The sequence below is a fragment of the Streptomyces sp. NBC_00316 genome (genome assembly GCF_036158715.1).
Lineage (GTDB): Bacteria > Actinomycetota > Actinomycetes > Streptomycetales > Streptomycetaceae > Streptomyces.
On sequence record NZ_CP108023.1, the window covers coordinates 1,977,982 to 1,997,549 of the forward strand.

Consider the following 19,568-nt stretch of genomic DNA (forward strand, 5'->3'; position numbering starts at 1 on the left):
TGGTGGAGCATGGGACGGAGCAAGGAGAGACGGGGACGCAGAGGCGCCGAAGACGGCACCGGGGGTGCCGAAGGGAGACCATGGTGGAGTCCGTGCCGGTACGCTGCCCGGCCTGCGGTCGCGATCACGCCTACCTCGCACCGGTCTACCCGTGCCCGTGCGGCACCCCGGTCGCCCCACCGGTGCTGCCCGGCGGGACGGTCGAACCGGTCACCCACCACACCTGGAACGACGACTGGGTGACCGTGCGCTGCCGCACCTGCGGGCGCCACGACCAGTGGCCGCGGCCGGAGCTGTGCTGCCCGTGCGGCGCGGTGCTGCGGATCCCGGTCCGCCCGGCGTCGGAGTCGGCGTCCGGCGCGGCTGCCGGAGCCCCGCCGTCCCACATCCCGCTGCCCCGGACGGCGGCGGCGCCCCGCCCGGCGTTCCGGCCGATGACGATCCGCACCGGGCGCGACGCGGTCACCGCCGCCGCCCTGTATCTCAGATGGCTGGGCTACCGCAACGTCGTACAGCCCCCGGAGCGCCCCTCCTCCCGGATCGATCTGCGCGCCACCGGGCTGATCGCCCAGGTCGACTCGACCACCCGGCCTACCACCCTGCGCGATGTCGAATGCCTCTGGCTGAACGGCCTGAACGCCTCCGTGACCAGCGTCCTCTTTTCCCTGGCCGGATACGCGCGGGACGCCAGGGAACGCGCGGACGGCCTCGCCGTCCCGCTCTTCGTGATGGACCTCACCGGGACCCCGCAGCCGGTGAACAGCCCGGCGGACGAACTGCTCTCCACCGGCGCCTGAGCGCCGTACCGGTCGGTGCGCCGACCGCTCATACTGGCGGCATGCGCATCCGTCCCGCCCGCCGCTCCGATCTCCCGCTGCTCCAGGACATCGAGCGCGCCGCCGGCGAACCCTTCCGCACCCTCTCCATGTCCGCCGTCGCGGACGACGATCCGCTGCCCCTCGAACTGCTGGACGACTATCGCAGGGCCGGTCGCGCCTGGGTGGCCGTGGACGACGACGACCGCCCTGTCGGCTACTTGATCGCGGATCCGGTCGACGACGCGGCCCACGTCGAACAGGTCTCCGTCCATCCGTCCGCCGCCCGGCGCGGTGTGGGCAGCTCCCTCATCGACCACCTTGCGACGTGGGCGGGCGAACGGCAGCTCACAGCCCTCACCCTGACCACGTTCGTGCACGTCCCGTGGAACGCGCCGTACTACATGCGCCTCGGCTTCCGCACACTGACGGAGGCGGAACTCACGGACGGACTGCGGAAGATCCGGGCGGAGGAGGCGGAACACGGCCTGGACCGCTGGCCGAGGGTCTGCATGCGGCGCGAACTCTGACTTCTCCACGGGAGTTCCGGCCACGCCCGGCGCCGCCCCCCGGCGGCACGTTCCGACGCCGCAGCGGAACCGGCCGGCAACAGCGAGTGCAATCGGTCACGTTCGGTCCAGGGGGCCACAAATGTTCGGCCGCTGTCAGAGGGCGCCCTTAGAGTGGTCCGCATGGCCTTAACTCCACGACTCTCACCGACTTCCGCACCGCTGGACGCCGCACAGCCGACCCACCCGTCCGCCGTCGAGGCGAACGAGGCGATCCGTGCGCTCGTGGACGCACGCGCCGGCAAGGACTGGTCCTCCGTGGAGTCCGCGGCATACGAGGTGCTGCTCATCGAGTGGGCGGCGGCCACCCGGGGCACCGCCGGCGACATCATCGAAGCCGCCTGACGGCGCCCGCGGACGCTGCTCGCCTACCCGTAGTTCTCGCGCAGTTCGACCTTCCGGACCTTCCCGCTCACCGTCATCGGGAAGGTCTCCAGGATCTGCAGCCGCCGTGGGATCTTGTAGTGCGCCAGCTGCTCGCGGCAGTACTCCGTCACCTCGTCGAGGGTCGGCGGCTGCGCCGGGTCCCGGGGGATGACACAGGCCAGGATCTCCTCGCCGTACGTGTCGTCCGGGACGCCCACCACCTGCACGTCCGCGATCTTCGGGTGCCCGTAGAGGAACTCCTCGATCTCCCGCGGGTACACGTTCTCGCCGCCGCGGATGATCATGTCCTTGATGCGGCCGACGATCTGTACACAGCCGTCCTCCCGCATCACCGCGAGGTCACCGGTGTGCATCCAGCGCCCCGCGTCGATCACCTCCGCGGTCCGGTCGGGCTGCTGCCAGTAGCCGAGCATCACGCTGTAGCCGCGGGTGCAGAGTTCGCCGGCCGTGCCGCGCTCCAGGGTCACGCCCGTCACCGGGTCGACGACCTTCACCTCGATGTGCGGCATCACCCGGCCGACCGTGCCGGTGCGGCGCTCCAGGTCGTCGTCGCGGCGGGTCTGGGTGGAGACCGGGGAGGTCTCCGTCATGCCATAGCAGATGGACACCTCGTCCATGTGCATCTCGGCGACGACCCGCTTCATCACCTCGACCGGGCAGGGCGATCCGGCCATGATTCCGGTGCGCAGCGAGGAGAGGTCGTACGAGGCGAAGTCGGGAAGGTTCAGCTCCGCGATGAACATGGTGGGGACGCCGTAGAGCGAGGTGCAGCGCTCCTGCTCGACCGCCCGGAGAACGGCGGCGGCCTCGAAGGCGGGGGCCGGGATCACGATGCAGGCGCCGTGCGAGGTGATGCCGAGATTGCCCATGACCATGCCGAAGCAGTGGTAGAAGGGAACGGGCAGACAGACCCGGTCCTGCTCGGTGTAGGCGACCATCTCCCCCACGAAGTAGCCGTTGTTGAGGATGTTGTGGTGCGAGAGGGTCGCGCCCTTGGGGAAGCCCGTGGTGCCCGAGGTGTACTGGATGTTGATCGGGTCGTCGCAGGAGAGCTCGGCTTCCCTGGCGGCCAGTTGTCCGGCGGTGACCGACGCGGCCGCCGCCGTCAGCTCGTCCCAGGACGGATCGCCGATGTAGTGCACGGCCCGCAGGCGGGGGCAGTTCGCCCTGACCTGGCCGACGAGGGCGCGGTAGTCACTGGTGCGGTGGGCGAGCGAGGAGACGAGGAGGGAGATCCCGGCCTGGCCGAGTACGTACTCCAGCTCGTGCGCCCGGTAGGCCGGGTTGATGTTGACCATGACGGCGCCGATGCGGGCCGTGGCGTACTGGACGAGCACCCACTCGGGGCAGTTGATCGCCCAGATGCCGACGCGGTCGCCCTTCACCACCCCCGAGCCCATCAGGCCGCGTGCCAGCTCGTCCACCGCGGCACCGAATTCAGCGTACGTCCAGCGGCGCCCCGAGCTGACGTCGACGAGCGCCTCTCGCTCCGGGTACGCCTCGATCGCCCGGTCGAGGTTGCGCCCGATGGTGTCGCCGAGCAGCGCGGTGGTGCCGGTGCCGTGCGCGTAGGAAAGGCCGGTCCGCTCGCTCATCGCAGGTCTCCCTCGTCGTATTCGGTTCCGGTTCCCCGGGCCGTGCGCTCGCGCAGCTCGATCCGGCGGATCTTGCCGGACACGGTCTTCGGCAGCTCGGCGAACTCCAGCCGGCGGATCCGCTTGTACGGGGCGAGCACCGCCCTGGAGTGCGCGAACAGCACCTTCGCGGTGTCCGGGCCGGGCTCCCAGCCGTCCGCGAGGACGACGTACGCCTTCGGGACCGCGAGCCGGACCGGGTCGGGTGCGGGCACGACCGCCGCCTCGGCGACCGCTTCGTGCTCCAGCAGGGCACTCTCCAGCTCGAACGGCGAGATCTTGTAGTCGGATGCCTTGAAGACGTCGTCGGCGCGGCCGACATAGGTGATGTAGCCGTCCTCGTCGCGGGATCCGATGTCGCCGGTGCGGTAGTAGCCGCCCGCCATCGCCTCCGCGGTGCGGTCGGGGTCACCGTGATAGCCGGTCATCAGGCCGACCGGACGGTCCGACAGATCGAGGGAGATCTCGCCCTCCGCGGCTCCGGGCTCACCGCTGACCGGGTCGAGGAGCACGACCTTGAAGCCGGGGCTCGGCCGCCCCATCGAACCGGATTTCAAGAGCTGGCCGGGGGTGTTGGCGACCTGGACGGCGGTCTCGGTCTGGCCGAAGCCGTCCCGGATCGTGACGCCCCAGGCGCGCCGGACCGTCTCGATGACCTCGGGGTTCAGCGGCTCGCCCGCCGCGACGACCTCGCGCGGCGGGGTTTGCAGCTGGGACAGGTCGGCCTGGATCAGCATCCGCCAGACGGTGGGCGGGGCGCAGAAGCTGGTGATGCCCGAGCGGTCCATCTCGGCCATCAGCCTGCCCGCGTCGAACCGGGTGTAGTTGAAGATGAAGACGGTCGCCTCGGCGCTCCACGGCGCGAAGAGGTTCGACCAGGCGTGCTTGGCCCAGCCCGGAGAGGAGATGTTCAGGTGGACGTCCCCCGGCTTGAGGCCGATCCAGTACATGGTCGACAGGTGGCCCACCGGGTACGAGACGTGGGTGTGCTCGACCAGCTTGGGACTGGCGGTCGTACCGGACGTGAAGTACAGCATCAGCGGTTCGTCGGCGTCGGTCTCCCGGTCCGCCTCGAAGGTCTCCGGCTGCTCGTCGGCGCCGGTGTACGAGCGCCAGCCCTCGACGTCCGCGCCGACGGCGATCCGGGTGTAGTCCCCGGGCACCTCGTCGAACTTGGCGGCGTCCGCGTCCCGCACGATCACATGCCGCACCCGGCCGCGGTCCACCCGGTCGCGCAGGTCGAGAGGGCCGAGGAGCGGGGTGGCGGGGATGACGACGGCACGCAGTTTCATCGCGGCGAGGGCCGTCTCCCACAGCTCGACCTGGTTGCCGAGCATGACGAGGATCCGGTCCCCGGCACGCACCCCCTGGGCGCGCAGCCAGTTCGCGGCCCGGTTGGAGCGGGCGGACATCCGGGCGAAGGACACCTCGGCGCGGCGGCCGTCCTCCTCCACGATGTGCAGAGCGGTGCGGTCGTTGTTCTCGGCGATGACGTCGAACCAGTCGAGCGCCCAGTTGAAATGGTCGGCGCGCGGCCAGCGGAAGCCCTCGTAGGCCGCCGCGTAGTCCTCACGGTGCTGCAGCAGAAAGTCCCGGGCGGCCCGGAACGTCTCCGTCGCGCTCGATGCCGACATGTGCCCTCCTCATTGCGGACCGGACCGGTCTTTTAACATCATGTAAACAGTGACCCAGCTCTCACCACCCCCGAACGGGGGTACGACGGGCGGGGGCGGAGAGGCAACGGCGTGCCGGAAGCGGTCGATACGGTCGAGATGCAGGCGGCGCTCCTGCGGCTGCGCCGGACGAGCGGGCTGCCCGTCGCGTTCGGCGGACTGCTCACTGATGCCCGCCACGCGAGGATCGTGGAGCTCAACGGTGCGCAGACCACCGCGCTGCGCGGGCTCGTCATCTCGGCCGGCAGCGGCCTCGGCGGAAAGTCGATCGCCCTGTCACGGCCGTGCGCGGTGACCGACTACCCCTCGTCGCGGCACATCAGCCACGAGTACGACACGGCGGTCGCCGCGGAGGGCCTGCGCTCGGTGGTCGCCGTACCCGTCGTCGTGCGCCGGAAGGTACGGGGCGTGCTGTACGGGGCACTGCGCGAGCCGCTCGCCCTCGGGGACCGTACGTTCGACGCGGCGGTGTCGGCGGCGCGCGACGTGGAGCAGGCTCTCGCCGTACGGGACGAGGTGCAGCAACTCCTGGCCTTCACCCGGGATCGGGTGACGGACCCGCGGGCCGCGCCGGGGGCCTGGGAGGACGTCCGTGAGGCGCACCGCGAACTGCGCGCGCTCGCCCCCAGGGTGGCCGACCCGGCGCTGCGCGAGGAGCTCCTCTCGGTGTGCGCACGGCTCGCCTCGGCGTCCGGGGCACAGGCGCCCCAGGTCCGCGGGGTGTTGCTGGCGCCGCGCGAGATCGATGTCCTCGCCTGTGTGGCGGCGGGCGCGACCAATGCGGTGGCGGCCGCCCGGCTGGGGCTGCGCCCGGAGACGGTCAAGGGGTATCTGCGCTCGGCGATGCGGAAGCTGGGGGCGCACACCCGGCTGGAGGCGGTGGTCGCCGCGCGCCGGGCGGGCCTGCTGCCGTAGCCGGCCCGGCGTACGCCGCGGCTCCTGCCGTACCGTCAGCTGCCGGCGGCGCCGGAACGGGCCCCTGCCGGTCCTCGGTCCGCGAAGTCGACGAAGGACGCGAACCGGATCTCGTGCGTGGACGGGTCCGCCTGCGTCATCGTGGCGAGCATCCGCAGCCCTTCCGCCGTGACGGCGTCACGCTCCGTCCGGCTCAGCCTCCCCAGCGCCTGCACGGTGACGGTCCCCTCGCCGCCGCCCGCACCGTGGCGCCAGATCGCGGCGAGGAATCCGTCGACCAGCACGGCCCCGTACGCCTGGTTCCCGTTCCCGTTGCACCCTTTGAACCGTGGCGGGATGACGCGTGTCCGGTCCGCGTGGCCGAGCAGCACGTTGTCGAACTCGGGCAGGAAGCGCGGCGGGGCCGGGGTCTCCGGGTCGGGGCGCGGGGCATCCGGCAGATCGAAGAGCTCGACACCGTTCTCGTCGCGGAAGGTCATCAGCTGCGGCCGGAGCCGTTCGAACGCCTCCCGCAGCCGGGTCAGGCCCGCCCACCGCTGCATGTCCTGCACGGAGGCGGGGCCGAACGCGCCGAGGTACCGGAGCACCGTCGCGTCCGGACCGGGCGTCGGCTCGGCGGGCCGGCCGAGCCAGTGCTCGACGGTGGTCAGCGCGACCTGTCCGCTGCGCCCCCACAGCCCGCGCGGGGTGACCTGGACCAGCGGCAGGGTGCAGCGCGCGGCCACGGTCAGCGCCTGCGGGTCGGCGTCCGGCCACTCGGCGAGCAGCGCCTCGCGCAGCTCCTTCGGGGTGCGCGGCCGTTCCTCGGTCAGCTCTCTGCAGAGCGCCGCGAGCCGCTCCAGGTCCACTCCGGACAGCCCCCCGCGGAACAGGGCCAGCTCCCGGCCGCGGGCCGGCTGGACCAGCGGGCGCAGGGTGAGCGCGTCATCGGCGGTGTGGGTGTGGATGGTGGAGCGCAGGGTGACGATGCGGACCACCTCGCGGGACTCCATCAGCGCGGAGAGCTCGGCGGGGTCGAAGCCGTCCAGCCGGGCGAAGAGCTGGTAGTAGGGCGGCTTGGTGTTCTGCGCCTGAAGTCCGACGAGATGCCCGACGGCATCCCTCGCGGGCATCGGGCTCCGGCGCAGCAGCAGCTGGCGCTCCAGGGTGGCGCGGCCCAGTGCGCGGGGCGAGAGCACGGCGGGTACAGCGGGATTCGTCTTCGCGGCCATGCCCCGCACGCTACGCGGGCTTGCGGACATCCTCGGTCCGCAAGCGCACTCCCTCCTCGGGACGGGCCGCCGCACCGCACGGTGGCAGGACCCGGGAATGCGCGCCGGCCGCCCGCATCATGGACCCGTGATCAGTGTCCTGTTCGCGGTCCTGACCGCACTCAGCAACGGCGCCGCCTCCGTGCTGCAACGCCGCGCCGCGCGCTCCGCACCCGACATCGAGGCGATGCACCTGTCACTGATCGGTCATCTGGTGCGCCAGAAGGTGTGGCTGGCCGGGATCGGTCTGGTGATCGTCGCAGCCGTCTGCCAGGCCACGGCGCTGGCGACCGGCCCGATCTCGGTGGTCCAGCCGATCTTCGTCATCGAGCTGCCGGCGACGCTGCTGCTGGCCGGGTTCGTGATGCGGGTCCACGTGCCGCGTCCGGTCTGGTACGGCGTCGTTTCCGTGACCTTCGGTCTGGCCCTCGGCATGGCCTCCGCGGCGCCGGGCGGCGGGACTTCGTCGGTACACGGCACGGCCTGGATCCCGGCGCTGATCCTGACCGGGGTCTTCGAGGCGGCGCTGATCGCCGGGGCGCTGCGAACCCGCGGCAACCACCGCGGGGCGCTGCTCGGTCTGGCCGCCGCGTGCGGGTACGCGCTCACCGCCGCGCTGATGAAGGACGCCATGGGGCAGCTCGGCGACGGCGGCGGGGCTGTCGCGCTCGTGACGTCCTGGCAGTTGTACGCCACCGCCGCCGCCGGCGTGGGTTCGCTCTTCCTTCTTCAGAACGCCCTGCAGGCGGGCACGCTGGTCGCCGTACAGCCGATGCTGACGCTGGGCGACGCGCTGATCAGCATCCTGTACGGGGTGACCCTGTTCGACGAGCACCTGCGTACCGGCTGGTGGCTGCTGCCCGAACTGGTGGCGCTCACCCTGATCGCCCTCGGCTGCGTCGAGCTGGCCCGCTCGCCGCTGGCATCCGGCAACGCCGTACCGCCGTCGCACGGCCCCCGGGTGAAGTGACGGCCCTGCCGGTCGGGCAGGGCCGTGACCGGCCCACGCGAGGCCCTACGCGGTCTGCCCGGCCTCCGAGCCTCCCCCGGACGAGGCCTTGATGCCCTTCGTGATCTCGTCCATCACCGAGAGTGCGGGAGCCTTGGGGCTGATGTCGAAGCCGGAGCGCACGACCACGAGCATGTCCGCGGAGTGCGGGGAGGGAAGGACCAGCGACTGCACATAGCCGTCGTCGCCCGACTTCGTCACCACCTTCCAGCGCACCAGGTACCCCTTCTGGCCCGCGACGGTGACCGGCTCGGACTTCAGCTGCTGGTGCGAGGTGATGGCGCCGTAGGCCTTGCCGCCGTACGACTCCTTGGCGTTGACGGCGATGTCGGCCTTCGCCGCCGCCTCCGCCGTCTTCGCCGTGTTCTTCAGCGCCTGGGCCGGGGCGGCGAACACCCCACCGCGCTCGCACTTCTGTGTGGTGTCGGCCGGGCAGCTGTAGGTGCCTGTGCTGACCGAAGCGCCGACCGCGGCCGACTGGCCCTTCCAGCCGTCCGGCACCGGCAGGCTGACGCCGCTGATCATGTCCGTGACATAGCCGTCCTCGGCCGGCGGCTGCAGCGGTTGCTGCTGGTCGGGCGCGGGGCTCCGGCCACCGCCGCCGGACCCGCCCCGGCCGCCCTCCCCCTGCTGTCCCCCCGGGGCACTCGGCGAGGGCGACACCACGTCGGATGCCGCGTTCTTCGAGCCGCCGGAGTCGTCGGTCAGCAGCAGAACGCCGCCCGCGATCGCGGCCAGCACCACCACGCCCGCGGTGACACCGACGCCGATCCGTACCCGGCGGCGCCGGACGGCCGCGGGCGGCATGCGGAGCTGATCGGTCCACTGGCTGCCGTCCCACCAGCGTTCCTGGACGGGGCCTGTTCCTGTATACCCGGGGTCCGTATGCCAGCCGGGAGGGCTCATCTCGGTCACGACGTCCACCGTAGAGGTGCTCCCTGAAAATCAGATGAAACCGGTGCGCCGAATCCGCCGCCGTGCTCCTCCGGGACCGGCCCGACGACGGCCAGGCCCGGCCCCGGCCATGACCCGGGAGGTAATCGACGCTCCTTCCCCCGTCGGACATCGTGTCTCCCACGAGCAGCCCGGGAGCCCGGCCGCACGGCCGGGACATGACGAGAGGACCGCACGATGACCGCATACGAGACCGCCGTTCAGCGCTACTTCGCCGCCTGGAACGCGACCTCCCCCGAGGACCTCGCCAAGGCCGTGGCCGCCGCGTTCACCGAGGACGCCACCTACACCGACCCGCTGGCCGACGTGAGCGGTCACGACGGGCTCGTCGCCCTGATCGGCGGCGCCCATCAGCAGTTCCCCGGCTTCGAGTTCACGCCGACCGGCACCCCCGACGGGCATCACGGCCTGGTCCGTTTCAGCTGGGACCTGGTCTCCACCGCCGACGGCTCGGCGCCCGCCGCCGGTTCCGATGTCATCACCCTCGACGACGACGGGCGCATCCGCTCGGTCAGTGGCTTCCTGGACCGGGTTCCCGGGGCCTGAGCGGGCGCTACGCGGGCCGGGCGGAACGACGCCGCAGTGCGGGGTCGGTCAGCACGGCAGGCTGGTAGCCGGCGTCGCGGGCCGACAGGTTGGTGCCGGGCGGCACGATCTTGTCGATCTGGTCGAGGACGTCCCGGCTCAGCCGCACCCGGTCCGCGCCGAGCTGACCCGCCAGCTGTTCGAAGGTCCGCGGGCCGATGATGGCGGAGGTGACCGCCGGGTGCTCCAGGACGAACGCCAGGGCCAGCTGCACGAGGGTCAGCCCGGCGTCCTCGGCCAGCCGGGCGAGGGCCTCGGCGGCGTCGAGCTTGGCGCTGTTCTCCGGGGACGCGATGTCGAAACGCTCCGCCTGCCGTTCGGCCCGGCTGGAGACGGGCTGGCCGGCCCCCTTGCGGTAGCGGCCGGTCAGCCAGCCGCCCGCGAGCGGGCTCCAGGAGAGCACCGCGAGTCCGTACCGCTGGGCGACGGGCAGCACCTCGCGTTCGATGCCGCGGGCGAGCAGGGAGTACGGGGGCTGTTCGGCCACGACGCGTTCACGGCCGCGGCTCTCCGCGATCCACTGGCCCTCGACGATCGCGGAGGGCTCGAACGTGGACGTACCGATGTAGCGGATCTTGCCCTGGTGCACCAGGTCGGAGAGGGCACCGAGCGTCTCGTCGAAGTCGGTGTCCGGTTCGGGGCGGTGCACCTGGTAGAGGTCGATCCAGTCGGTGCCGAGCCGGCGCAGGCTGTTCTCGACCTCGCGGATGATCCAACGCCGTGAGTTCCCTTGCTCGTTGGGGTCGCTGCCGAGGCTGCCGTGGAACTTGGTGGCGAGCACGACCTTGTCGCGGCGGACACCGGCGAGCGCCTTTCCGACGATGGTCTCCGACTCACCGGCGGAGTACACGTCAGCGGTGTCGACGAAGTTGATGCCGGAGTCCAGGGCGTGGTGGATGATCCGGATGCTGTCGTCGTGGTCCGTGTTGCCGCGGGCGCCGAACATCATGGTGCCCAGACAGAGCGGGCTGACCTTCACTCCCGTGCGTCCGAAATTGCGGTACTCGGTCATCGTGCACTCTCCTTGACGAGTTCATTGATCGGCGGACGGCCGTCGGCCGGGGCTGGGTCGCCGCTCTGGCGGAAGGCGTCCCAGAGGCGGCGGTACGGGCCTTCGGCGGCGAGCAGTTCGGTGTGGGTGCCGGTCTCGACGACGGTTCCCGCGTCGAGCACCACCACCCGGTCCGCGCGGGCCGCCGTCGTCAGCCGGTGGGCGACGACGACAGTGGTACGGCGCCGTGCCAGTACCTCCGTCGCGGCGGCGACCCGGCGTTCGGTGGCCAGGTCCAGCGAGGCGGTCGCCTCGTCGAGCAACAGGACGTCCGGGTCGACGAGTTCGGCCCGCGCCAGGGCCAGTAGCTGACGCTGCCCCGCGGAGAGATTACGGCCCCGCTCCCCCACCGGCTGCAGGTAGCCGAGCCGCAGCCCCGCGACCATTTCGTGGGCGCCCACCGCGCGGGCCGCCGCCTCCACCTCGGTGTCGGTGGCATCGGGGCGCCCGTACGCGATCGCGTCGCGGACCGTTCCGCTGAACAGATGCGCCTCCTGCGGCACCACACCCAGTCTGCGGCGGAAGCCGGGCAGATCGAGCTCGCGCAGATCGTGCCCGTCGACCCGGACCGTGCCCGCCGACGGGTCGTAGAACCGGGCGAGGAGTTTGACGACGGTCGACTTGCCCGCGCCCGTCGCACCGACCAGGGCGACGGTCTCGCCCGGCGCGATGCGCAGACGGACGCCGTGCAGGACCTGTTGGCCGCCGCCACCCGCGTATCCGAAGGAGACCGAGTCGAACTCGATCTCCCCGCGCAGCGCTCCGACCGGCCGTGGGTCCTCTGCGGGCGGGGTGCCGGTGGGCGTCTGCATCAGCGTCCGGAGCCGTCCCAGACCGATGACGGCCTGCTGGTAGCCGTCGAACACCTGCGAGAGCTGCTGGATCGGCGAGAAGAACAGCTCGACGTAGAGGAGGAACGCGATGAGGGTGCCGGCGCTCAGCTCGCCGGATCGGACCTGCCCGGCGCCGACGGCCAGCACGGCGGCCGTGGACAGCGTGCCGAGGAACTCGACGAACGGGAAGAACGTGCCCATGTACCGCTGGGCACGCAGCCTGGAGTCCCGGAAGGACCAGGCCAGTTCGGCGAAGTCGCGGGCGTTGCGGCGTTCGCGGCGGAACGCCTGGGTGACACGGATGGCGGTGACGTTCTCCTGGAGGCAGGCGTTGACCGCGCTGATGCGTTCCCTGGCCTCCCGGTAGGCGGGCACCGAGTGGTGGCGGAAGAGTGCCGTCGCGGCGACCAGCAGCGGCAGTGCCGCCAGCAGCACCAGCGCCAGCCGCGCGTCGATGACCAGCAGCGTGACCAGGACGCCGAGGACGGTCAGCAGGCTCACCACCGCGGTGATCAGTCCGGTCTGCAGGAAGTTCGACAGGGCGTCCACATCGGTGGTCATCCGGGTCATGATCCGGCCGCCGAGTTCGCGCTCGTAGTAGTCGAGGCCGAGCCGCTGCAGCTGCGCGAAGGTTTTCACACGCAGGGTGTAGAGCAGGCGTTCGCCGGTGCGTCCGGTGGTGCGGACCTGGGCCACGCCGATCACCCAGTTCGTGGCGACCACCACGGTCGCGGCAGCGGCGGCGGCCAGCAGGACGCCTCCGGCGCGATGGGCGACGCCGTGGTCGACGCCCTGTCTCACGAGAACGGGCACGGTGATCTGGGCGAGCGCGTCCAGGGCGACCAGCACCAGGCCGAGCAGCAGCGGCAGGCGGAACGGACGCAGCAGGGTGCCGAGGCCGAAGGCCGGGTCGGCGGCGACCGCCTGCCCGGTCGGCACCCGCGGATCGGCGGCGGGCAGCGGGAGCCGGGCGAGTCCGGCGATGAGCTCGGCGCTCGGCGGGGCGGAGCCGAGGACCCCGCCACCCGGGCCGCCCCGTCCCGGTCCGGAGGTGGCCGCCGCCTCGGCGAGGGCCTGGGCCGCACGGACGGCGGTGCCTTCGAGCTGGTCGGAGGTGGAGTCGTCGGGGCGGTGCCAGAGGTGGGGCGTGAGCGTACCGGCGGCCGCGTCCGGCTCCTGGGGCACGGGCCCGGGGGCGTTAGGGGTCTCGGCCGTCACGCCTCCCGTTCCGCCGGCAGTGGCCTCCGTCGTCGCTTCCGCCGTGGAGAGCAGGTTGCGGAACAGGGCGGATCCGGACCGGAGTTCGTCGAGCGTTCCGATGTCGACGATCCGGCCGTGGTCGAGGACAGCGATCCGGTCGGCGAGTTCCAGCGTCGATCTGCGGTGCGCGACGATCAGTGTGGTGCGGCGCCGGGTGTCCTCACGCAGCCGGTGGTGGATCTCGGACTCCACCCGGGCGTCGATGGCGGACGTGGCGTCGTCGAGGACGAGGACCGCCGGGTCGCCGACCAGCGCGCGGGCCAGCGCCATCCGCTGGCGCTGGCCGCCGGAGAGGGTGAGGCCCTGTTCCCCGACGACGGTGTCGTACCCCTGGGGCAGCCGCTCGATGAACTCGTCGGCCCGTGCCGTCCTCGCCGCCGCGCGCACCTGCTCCTCCGTCGCGTCCGGGACGCCGTAGGCGATATTGGCGCGCACGGTGTCGGAGAGCAGCAGGCTCTCCTCGAAGACGAAGCCGATCCGGGAGCGCAGGGACGACAGACGGAGTTCGCGTACGTCGCTGCCGCCCACCCGTACCGCACCCGACGGCACGTCGTAGAACCTGGGCAGCAGCGCCGCCGCCGTGGACTTCCCCGAACCGGCAGGGCCGATCAGGGCGAGCGTCTCGCCGGGCCTGACGTCCAGGGTGAAGTCACGGAGCAGCGGTTCGCCGTCCCCGTGACCGAAGGTGACGTTCTGCCAGGAGAGCGCCGGGGGTTCGTCCCGCAGCTCCTGCGCATCCGGCGCATCGGTGATCACCGGTGCTTCGTCGACGACCTCCAGGACCCGCTCGGCGCCGGCCCGTGCCTGCTGCCAGACGGTGAGGAGGGTCGCCACCTGACGGACCGGTGTGACGAAGGAGCCCAGGTACGTCGTGAAGGCGAGAAACGTGCCCAGGGAGATCCGGCCGTGCAGGGCCATCCAGCCGCCGAGGGCGAGGACGGCGACCTGACCGAGGGCCGGGACCGCCTGGAGGGCGGGGTTGTAGCGGCTGGTGAACGCGACGACCCGCAGCCGCGAGGCGAACAGTGTGCGGGCACGCTCCTCCAGACCCGCGAGTTCACGCTGCTCCTGGCCGAAGCCCTTGACCACGCGGACGCCGGTGACGGTCGCCTCGACGGTGGAGGCGACCTCGGCGGCCTCCTGCTGGGCGTGCCAGTTGGCGGGGAAGAGGGTGCGGCGCGAGCGCAGGGCGATCAGCCACAGCAGCGGGCCGACGACCAGGGCGACGACGGTCAGCAGGGGCGACAGCAGTGCCATGAAGACCAGCGAGAACAGGAACATCAGCGCGTTGCCCGTGAGGTTGGGCAGGAACTGCAGCAGCGTCTGGATGAGTGTGATGTCCGAGATGGACCTGCTCACCACCTGCCCGGTCCGCAGATCGTCCTGCTGGGCGCCGCCGAGCCGCAGCAGTGCGGCGAACGCGTCGTTGCGGAGGTCGTACTGCACGCCGAGGGAGAGCCGGCCGGAGCGGTAACGGCGGGTGAAGCTCGCCCCGAAGCGGACCGCGCCGATGGTGGCGAGGAGGACCGTCCACGGGACGAGCGAGGCGGTGGTGCCGGCCGCCACCCCGTCCACCACGTGCCGCAGGACGAGCGGCAGGGTGGCGGTGGCGACAGCCGCGACCACGGCGGCCCCGAAGGCGAGGAGCAGGTCGGTGCGGTGGCGCAGGCAGTAGCCCAGCAGCCGCCGCGCCCCAGCCGGGCGGCGGCTGCCGGTGCGTACCGGTTTCCGGATCCGTACAGTCCGTCACCGGGCCTCCGCCAGCCCGATGCCGAAGTGGCCCTCGCTGCGGTCGACGGACTCGAACAGCCGGTTGGCGGGGCGCGGTAGCCCGTAGTGGCCGCGCAGGGTGCGGGCGGTGTACTCGGTGCGGAACAGGCCGCGCTCCTGGAGGATCGGCACCACCCGGTCCACGAAGACCTCCAGGCCGGACGGGAGCACGGCGGGCATGATGTTGAATCCGTCGGCGGCCCCGCTGTCGTACCAGTGCTCGATGGTGTCGGCGACCTGCTCGGCCGTTCCGGCGAAGGTGCGGTGACCGCGCCCGCCCCCGAGCCGCCCGATCAACTGACGTACGGTCAGCTTCTCGCGCCTGGCGAGCTCCACGATGAGGGTGTAGCGGCTCTTCGCGCCCTCGATCTCGTCCTCGGTCGGGATGTCCTCGGGTAGCTGCGCGTCGAGGTCGAGATCGTCGGGAGCGATCCTGAGGCGTTGGGCGAGCTGGCGCTTGGCGTACTCGGGGACGATCAGTCCCTCCAGCTCGGCATCCAGGGCCAGCGCTTCGGTCTCCGTGTCGCCGATGACGGGCACGATGCCGGGCAGGATCTTGATGCCGTCCGGGTGGCGGCCGATGGCCTCCGCGCGCTGCTTGACGTCCTTGTAGAAGGCGATGCCCTCCTCCAGGGTCTGCTGGGCGGTGAAGACGGCTTCCGCGTACCGCGCCGCGAAGTCCTTGCCGTCCTCGCTGGAGCCGGCCTGTACGAGCAACGGGTAGCCCTGCACCGGGCGCTGTACGTTGAGCGGGCCGTCGACCCGGAAGAACTCACCGGCGTGCTCGATCCGTCGCACCCGCTCGGCCAGGGCGTGGACACCGCGTTCCTTGTCGGCGATCACGGCGTCGTCCGCCCAGCTGTCCCAGAGCTTGGTGGACACCTCGACGAATTCGGCCGCTCGCCGGTAGCGGTCGCGGTGCAGTGGGGTGTCGTCGAGACCGAAGTTGCGGGCCGCGTCGGCACCCGCCGTGGTGACGATGTTCCAGCCGGCCCGGCCGCCGGAGACATGGTCCAGCGAGGCGAACCTGCGGGCCAGGTTGTACGGCTCGTTGTAGCTGGTCGACGCGGTGGCGATGAGACCGATGTGCTCGGTGGCCCCGGCCAGCGCGGTCAGCAGGACGGTGGGCTCCAGTTTGGCGGCGGGACGCCGCCCCGGGTCGCCCATCAGGACCGGGCTGTCGGCGAGGAACAGCGAGTCCAGCTTGCCGCGTTCGGCGATCCGGGCCAGGTTCTTGTAGTGCTCGATGTCCGAGTTCGCCTCGGCCGGACTCTCGGGCAGGCGCCAGGACGCCTCATGATGGCCGGTGGACATCAGGAAGGCGTTCAGGTGGAGCGGCTTGCGGTCAGGCTTGCGGGACATGGGTTTCCTTCGCTTCGGAACGGGTCTGGGACTGTGTCACGCCGAGCGCGGTGAGCAGGGTGTCGCGGTACTCCTGGAACCGGGGGTCGCGCCGGGAGCGCGGGGTCGGCAGGTCGACGGTGAGGTCGACCGAGATCCGCCCGCCCTCCAGGACCAGCACCCGGTCGGCGAGTTCGACGGCCTCGTCGACGTCGTGGGTGACCAGCAGCACCGCGGGGCGGTGGCGCTCGTACAGTTCACGCAGCAGGCCGTGCATCTTGATCCGGGTGAGGGCGTCCAGGGCGCCGAACGGCTCGTCGGCCAGCAGGAGTTCGGGTTCGCGGACGAGTGCCCGGGCCAGGGCGGCCCGTTGCTGTTCGCCGCCGGACAGTTCATGGGGCCAGGACCGGCCGCGGCCCTCCAGGCCGACTTCCGCGAGCGCGGTCAGTCCGCGTTCCCGCGCCTCGGGGCCGCGCAGACCGAGTACGACGTTGTCGAGCACCCGGAGCCAGGGCAGCAGCCGGGAGTCCTGGAAGGAGAGCGAGACCCGGTCCGGGACGGTGAGTTCGCCGGAGCCCTCGACGGTGTGGTCGAGCCGGGCGACGGCTCGCAGAAGGGTGGACTTGCCGGAGCCGCTGCGTCCGAGGAGGGCGGTGAACTCCCCTGGTGCGACGGTCAGATCGAGCTCCTTGAGGACGTTCCGGTCACCGAACCGGCGGACCAGCCTCCTGGTGCGTACCGCCGCCGGCCGCACCGCGGTCGCGGTTCCGGTCCCGGTCTCCTCGTGCGTGCCGGTCAGCCCGCCAGTGTGCGTCGCCATGACAGGGCCCTCCTCTCGATGGCGCGTACTGCCGCGTCCGAGGCGAAGCCGAAGATCCCGTAGGCCACCAGCCCCACGATGATCACGTCGGACTGGGCGTACTGCTGGGCCTGGAACATCATGTAGCCGATGCCGCTCGTGGCATTGATCTGCTCGACCACGATCAGGCCGAGCCAGGACGCGGTGACACCGAGCCGCAGACCGACGAAGAAGCCGGGCAGCGAGCCGGGGACGACGACCTTGCGGATGAACTGCGGTCGGCTCAGGTCGAGTCCTTCGGCCAGTTCGACGTACCTGCTGTCGATGCCGGTCAGCGAGGAGTACGTATTGATGTACATGTTGACCGCAACGCCGAGCGCGATCACGGTGACCTTCATCTGCTCGCCGATGCCGAGCCAGAGGATCAGCAGCGGGAGCATCGCCAGGGACGGGATGGCGCGCTTGATCTGGAGCGGGCCGTCGAGGAGGTACTCACCGGTGCGGCTCAGCCCGGCGGCGACGGCCAGGATCACCCCGGCGGCCACCCCGAAGAAGAGGCCGAGGCCCGCCCGTTGGAGCGAGATCAGCACATTGTCCTGGAGGCGGCCGCTCTGGATCAGATCCGTCGCGGTGGACACCACGGCGCCGGGCCCGGACAGGATCCGGGGATCGAGAAGGCCGACGGCGGAGGCTCCCCACCACACGGCGACCACGAGCACCGGGCCGATCAGCCGGCCGAAGGGAAGGGAGCGGCCGGGGCCGAGCCGCCTGCGGGTGGCACGGGCGGTGGTGGGCGTCGCGGAGGCGGGTCCCTGGAGGCCCTGGCCCGGAGGGGGGTTCTGGGAGCGGTGCGAGTCCGGCGAGCCGTTCGGCCCGGCGGTCCCTGCGGTCGGCTCCGCCAGGTGTGCTTTCGGCAGCAGCTCCGTCATGACGTCTCCCGATACGCGGCCGGTACGGCCTGCGCCGCCAGCCCTTCGAAGCGGCGGTCGAACAGCCCGGTGACGTCCTTCTTCGGCACGAAGCCGCCCTCGGCCATCAGGTCGGCGGTCTCCTGCTCCCATTGGATCGCCTTGTCCCAGCTCACCGGGAACTGCGGCTTGTTGAGGGAAGCGACGATGCGCTTGCCGTCGGCGACGGTCACGCCCTGGTCCTTGACGTAGTACGTGTTGATCCACTCGTCGCCGTTCTCCCACGCCCAGACCAGGCCACGGGCCCACAGCGGAATGAAGTTGCGGACGGCGGCGGCCTTCGCGTCGTCGCGCAGCACCTCGTCGGGCGCCCACAGCACGGTGAGCAGATCCACCACGTCGGTGGTCACTCCGCGGGCGCCGTCCTCGGCGTACTGGCTGAGGTACTTGGTCAGCGTCGGCTCGCCCAGCGGGGCCACATCGACCTGCTTGGACTGCAGAGCGGTCAGGAACTGGGTGCTGGGCAGCGCGACGAGCTTCACGTCGCTGTTGCTCAGCCCGGCCTTCTTCAGGGCTCGCAGCACGACCACGCCCTGCGCCTGACCCTGGGAGAATCCGATCTTCTTTCCGCGGAAGTCCTCCACCCGCGTGATGCCGGAGCCGGGGGCGGTCGCGAAGACGTAGGACGGGTGGTTGCGCACCTGCACCGCCACGATCTTCGCCCCGACGCCGATGGCCTCGGCCTGGATCGGCGGAATTCCGGCATTGGACGCCACGTCGATGGAATGTGCTCTGAACCCCTGGATGATGTCGGGACCGGCGCTCAGATTGGGCCATTGCGAGACGGTGAATGCGAGGTCCTTCTGCAATCCTGCGGGACCCAGTTGAAGATGCGTGGTCCGCACCGCTATCGAGAGCTCGGTACCGGGCGGCGGGGCACCGGAGGGCAGTTTTCCGGCAGGCTCCGGACCGGCGACCGTTGCTGCCTGCGGAGCGCAGGCGGAGAGGCCAAGAATCGCTCCGCCCGTGAGGGCGAGGAACGACCGGCGGCCGACTGCGTGGCGTACGTCGTGGCGTGGCATGGTGAATTCCCGATCAGTGGTCGTGAGAAATCGTGCGTGGTCGTCGAGGGTCGGAACGGAACGGTCAGAGGGAGTGGTACGAGCCGTCGTGGAACAGCAGCGGGCTGCGCCGTTCGTCGATCCAGGTGTCCACCACCCGGGCGATGACGATGCGGTGGTCGCCTGCCGGGACGGCCTGTTCGATCTCCAGCCGCAGCCAGCCGGCCACCCCGTCGAGGACCGGTTCGCCCTCCGGCAGCCGCCGCCAGGCAGTCGGCGCGGCGAACCGGTCGATGCCGCTGGTGGCGAACGTCTTTGCCACTGGCTGCTGTTCGGCTCCGAGGAAGTTGACGACGGCGGTGTCGGCCCGCTCGATGTGCGGCCAGGTCGAGGTGGTGGTCCCGATCCCGAAGGAGACGAGCGGCGGGTCGAGCGACAGCGAAGCGAGTGAGGTGGCGGTGAAGCCGACCGGTCCGTGGCCGGCGTCGGCGGTGACGACGACGACACCGGCCGGATAGCGACGGAAGGCCTGCCGGAAACGGTCCGGGGCGATGCCCGCAGCGGCCGCCGGAGCATATGAGGGCACAGTGACAGTCAACGTCTCTCCCGGGATGGAAACGCGAAGGGATGGGAACGAAGGAAGTGACAGGATAATTCCGCACACGTACGTCGAGCGCAGGCAGAATTGAGGCGACGCGCACCGGCGCGTAACCGTTCGCGAAATTCAGCGGGTGGTTATCGGCAACCCGGACAG

17 protein-coding genes are annotated in these 19,568 nt (G+C 71.3%); 6 read left to right on the top strand and 11 right to left on the bottom strand.

The features are described from left to right. Window positions 1-83 precede the first annotated feature (83 nt). From OG878_RS08720 to OG878_RS08730, 3 genes are all read left to right on the top strand, one after another. Complete coding sequence (locus tag OG878_RS08720; protein WP_328891184.1) at window positions 84-797, top strand: hypothetical protein; 714 nt, start codon at window positions 84-86, stop codon at window positions 795-797. 41 nt (window positions 798-838) lie between these two features. Next, window positions 839-1,345, top strand: coding sequence for a GNAT family N-acetyltransferase (locus tag OG878_RS08725; RefSeq protein ID WP_328886247.1), 507 nt, complete (start codon window positions 839-841; stop codon window positions 1,343-1,345). A gap of 162 nt (window positions 1,346-1,507) precedes the next feature. Continuing rightward, on the top strand, window positions 1,508-1,729 hold the full coding sequence (locus OG878_RS08730; protein WP_328886248.1) for a hypothetical protein: 222 nt from the start codon (window positions 1,508-1,510) through the stop codon (window positions 1,727-1,729). A 23-nt stretch (window positions 1,730-1,752) separates the two neighbouring features. Here OG878_RS08730 and OG878_RS08735 read toward each other — a convergent pair whose 3' ends face one another. Next, window positions 1,753-3,366 carry an AMP-binding protein gene (locus OG878_RS08735; protein ID WP_328886249.1) on the bottom strand — a complete coding sequence of 538 codons (1,614 nt, stop codon included), beginning with the start codon at window positions 3,364-3,366 and terminating at the stop codon, window positions 1,753-1,755. Continuing rightward, a complete protein-coding gene (locus tag OG878_RS08740; protein WP_328886250.1) occupies window positions 3,363-5,039 on the bottom strand; it encodes an AMP-binding protein in 1,677 nt (558 codons plus the stop codon). Before OG878_RS08740 ends, OG878_RS08735 begins: the two co-directional genes overlap by 4 nt. 111 nt (window positions 5,040-5,150) lie before the next feature. On the opposite strand from OG878_RS08740, the gene OG878_RS08745 reads away from it, so the two are divergent. Beyond that, on the top strand, window positions 5,151-5,993 hold the full coding sequence (locus OG878_RS08745) for a response regulator transcription factor (protein ID WP_328886251.1): 843 nt from the start codon (window positions 5,151-5,153) through the stop codon (window positions 5,991-5,993). Between the two features lie 35 nt (window positions 5,994-6,028). Here OG878_RS08745 and OG878_RS08750 read toward each other — a convergent pair whose 3' ends face one another. Further along, on the bottom strand, window positions 6,029-7,204 hold the full coding sequence (locus OG878_RS08750) for a winged helix DNA-binding domain-containing protein (RefSeq protein WP_328886252.1): 1,176 nt from the start codon (window positions 7,202-7,204) through the stop codon (window positions 6,029-6,031). A 127-nt stretch (window positions 7,205-7,331) separates the two neighbouring features. Between OG878_RS08750 and OG878_RS08755 the strand changes: the two genes are divergently transcribed. After that, a complete protein-coding gene (locus OG878_RS08755; protein ID WP_328886253.1) occupies window positions 7,332-8,213 on the top strand; it encodes a DMT family transporter in 882 nt (293 codons plus the stop codon). 45 nt (window positions 8,214-8,258) lie between these two features. On the opposite strand, the gene OG878_RS08760 is transcribed toward OG878_RS08755, so the two are convergent. Continuing rightward, entirely contained in the window at window positions 8,259-9,167 is a 909-nt protein-coding gene (locus OG878_RS08760; RefSeq protein ID WP_328886254.1) for a DUF2510 domain-containing protein, read from the bottom strand. Window positions 9,168-9,383: 216 nt separating this feature from the next. Here OG878_RS08760 and OG878_RS08765 point away from each other — a divergent pair, with 216 nt between their 5' ends. Beyond that, window positions 9,384-9,752, top strand: coding sequence for a nuclear transport factor 2 family protein (locus tag OG878_RS08765; protein ID WP_328886255.1), 369 nt, complete (start codon window positions 9,384-9,386; stop codon window positions 9,750-9,752). A gap of 7 nt (window positions 9,753-9,759) precedes the next feature. Here the strand turns inward: OG878_RS08765 and OG878_RS08770 are convergent, their stop codons facing one another. The 7 genes from OG878_RS08770 to OG878_RS08800 form a co-directional block, all read right to left on the bottom strand. Then, window positions 9,760-10,803, bottom strand: a complete 1,044-nt coding sequence (locus tag OG878_RS08770; protein ID WP_328886256.1) for an aldo/keto reductase — start codon at window positions 10,801-10,803, stop codon at window positions 9,760-9,762. Then, window positions 10,800-14,561 carry an ABC transporter ATP-binding protein gene (locus tag OG878_RS08775; protein WP_443049079.1) on the bottom strand — a complete coding sequence of 1,254 codons (3,762 nt, stop codon included), beginning with the start codon at window positions 14,559-14,561 and terminating at the stop codon, window positions 10,800-10,802. Before OG878_RS08775 ends, OG878_RS08770 begins: the two co-directional genes overlap by 4 nt. 120 nt (window positions 14,562-14,681) lie before the next feature. Next, entirely contained in the window at window positions 14,682-16,067 is a 1,386-nt protein-coding gene (locus OG878_RS08780; protein ID WP_328886257.1) for an LLM class flavin-dependent oxidoreductase, read from the bottom strand. Continuing rightward, entirely contained in the window at window positions 16,051-16,866 is an 816-nt protein-coding gene (locus OG878_RS08785; RefSeq protein WP_328886258.1) for an ABC transporter ATP-binding protein, read from the bottom strand. Before OG878_RS08785 ends, OG878_RS08780 begins: the two co-directional genes overlap by 17 nt. Continuing rightward, the gene (locus tag OG878_RS08790) at window positions 16,842-17,774 is read right to left on the bottom strand and encodes an ABC transporter permease (RefSeq protein WP_328886259.1); all 933 of its coding nucleotides are present in this window, start codon (window positions 17,772-17,774) and stop codon (window positions 16,842-16,844) included. Before OG878_RS08790 ends, OG878_RS08785 begins: the two co-directional genes overlap by 25 nt. Then, entirely contained in the window at window positions 17,771-18,835 is a 1,065-nt protein-coding gene (locus OG878_RS08795) for an ABC transporter substrate-binding protein (RefSeq protein ID WP_328886260.1), read from the bottom strand. Before OG878_RS08795 ends, OG878_RS08790 begins: the two co-directional genes overlap by 4 nt. Before the next feature lie 64 nt (window positions 18,836-18,899). Beyond that, complete coding sequence (locus OG878_RS08800; protein ID WP_328886261.1) at window positions 18,900-19,412, bottom strand: flavin reductase family protein; 513 nt, start codon at window positions 19,410-19,412, stop codon at window positions 18,900-18,902. Window positions 19,413-19,568: the final 156 nt, after the last annotated feature.

Coding starts and splice junctions, on each gene's coding strand:
- OG878_RS08725 (WP_328886247.1), top strand. CDS start 839: ATGCGCATCCGTCCCGCCCGCCGCTCCGATCTCCCGCTGCTCCAGGAC.
- OG878_RS08730 (WP_328886248.1), top strand. CDS start 1,508: ATGGCCTTAACTCCACGACTCTCACCGACTTCCGCACCGCTGGACGCC.
- OG878_RS08735 (WP_328886249.1), bottom strand. CDS start 3,366: ATGAGCGAGCGGACCGGCCTTTCCTACGCGCACGGCACCGGCACCACC.
- OG878_RS08740 (WP_328886250.1), bottom strand. CDS start 5,039: ATGTCGGCATCGAGCGCGACGGAGACGTTCCGGGCCGCCCGGGACTTT.
- OG878_RS08750 (WP_328886252.1), bottom strand. CDS start 7,204: ATGGCCGCGAAGACGAATCCCGCTGTACCCGCCGTGCTCTCGCCCCGC.
- OG878_RS08765 (WP_328886255.1), top strand. CDS start 9,384: ATGACCGCATACGAGACCGCCGTTCAGCGCTACTTCGCCGCCTGGAAC.
- OG878_RS08770 (WP_328886256.1), bottom strand. CDS start 10,803: ATGACCGAGTACCGCAATTTCGGACGCACGGGAGTGAAGGTCAGCCCG.
- OG878_RS08780 (WP_328886257.1), bottom strand. CDS start 16,067: ATGTCCCGCAAGCCTGACCGCAAGCCGCTCCACCTGAACGCCTTCCTG.
- OG878_RS08785 (WP_328886258.1), bottom strand. CDS start 16,866: ATGGCGACGCACACTGGCGGGCTGACCGGCACGCACGAGGAGACCGGG.
- OG878_RS08790 (WP_328886259.1), bottom strand. CDS start 17,774: ATGACGGAGCTGCTGCCGAAAGCACACCTGGCGGAGCCGACCGCAGGG.
- OG878_RS08795 (WP_328886260.1), bottom strand. CDS start 18,835: ATGCCACGCCACGACGTACGCCACGCAGTCGGCCGCCGGTCGTTCCTC.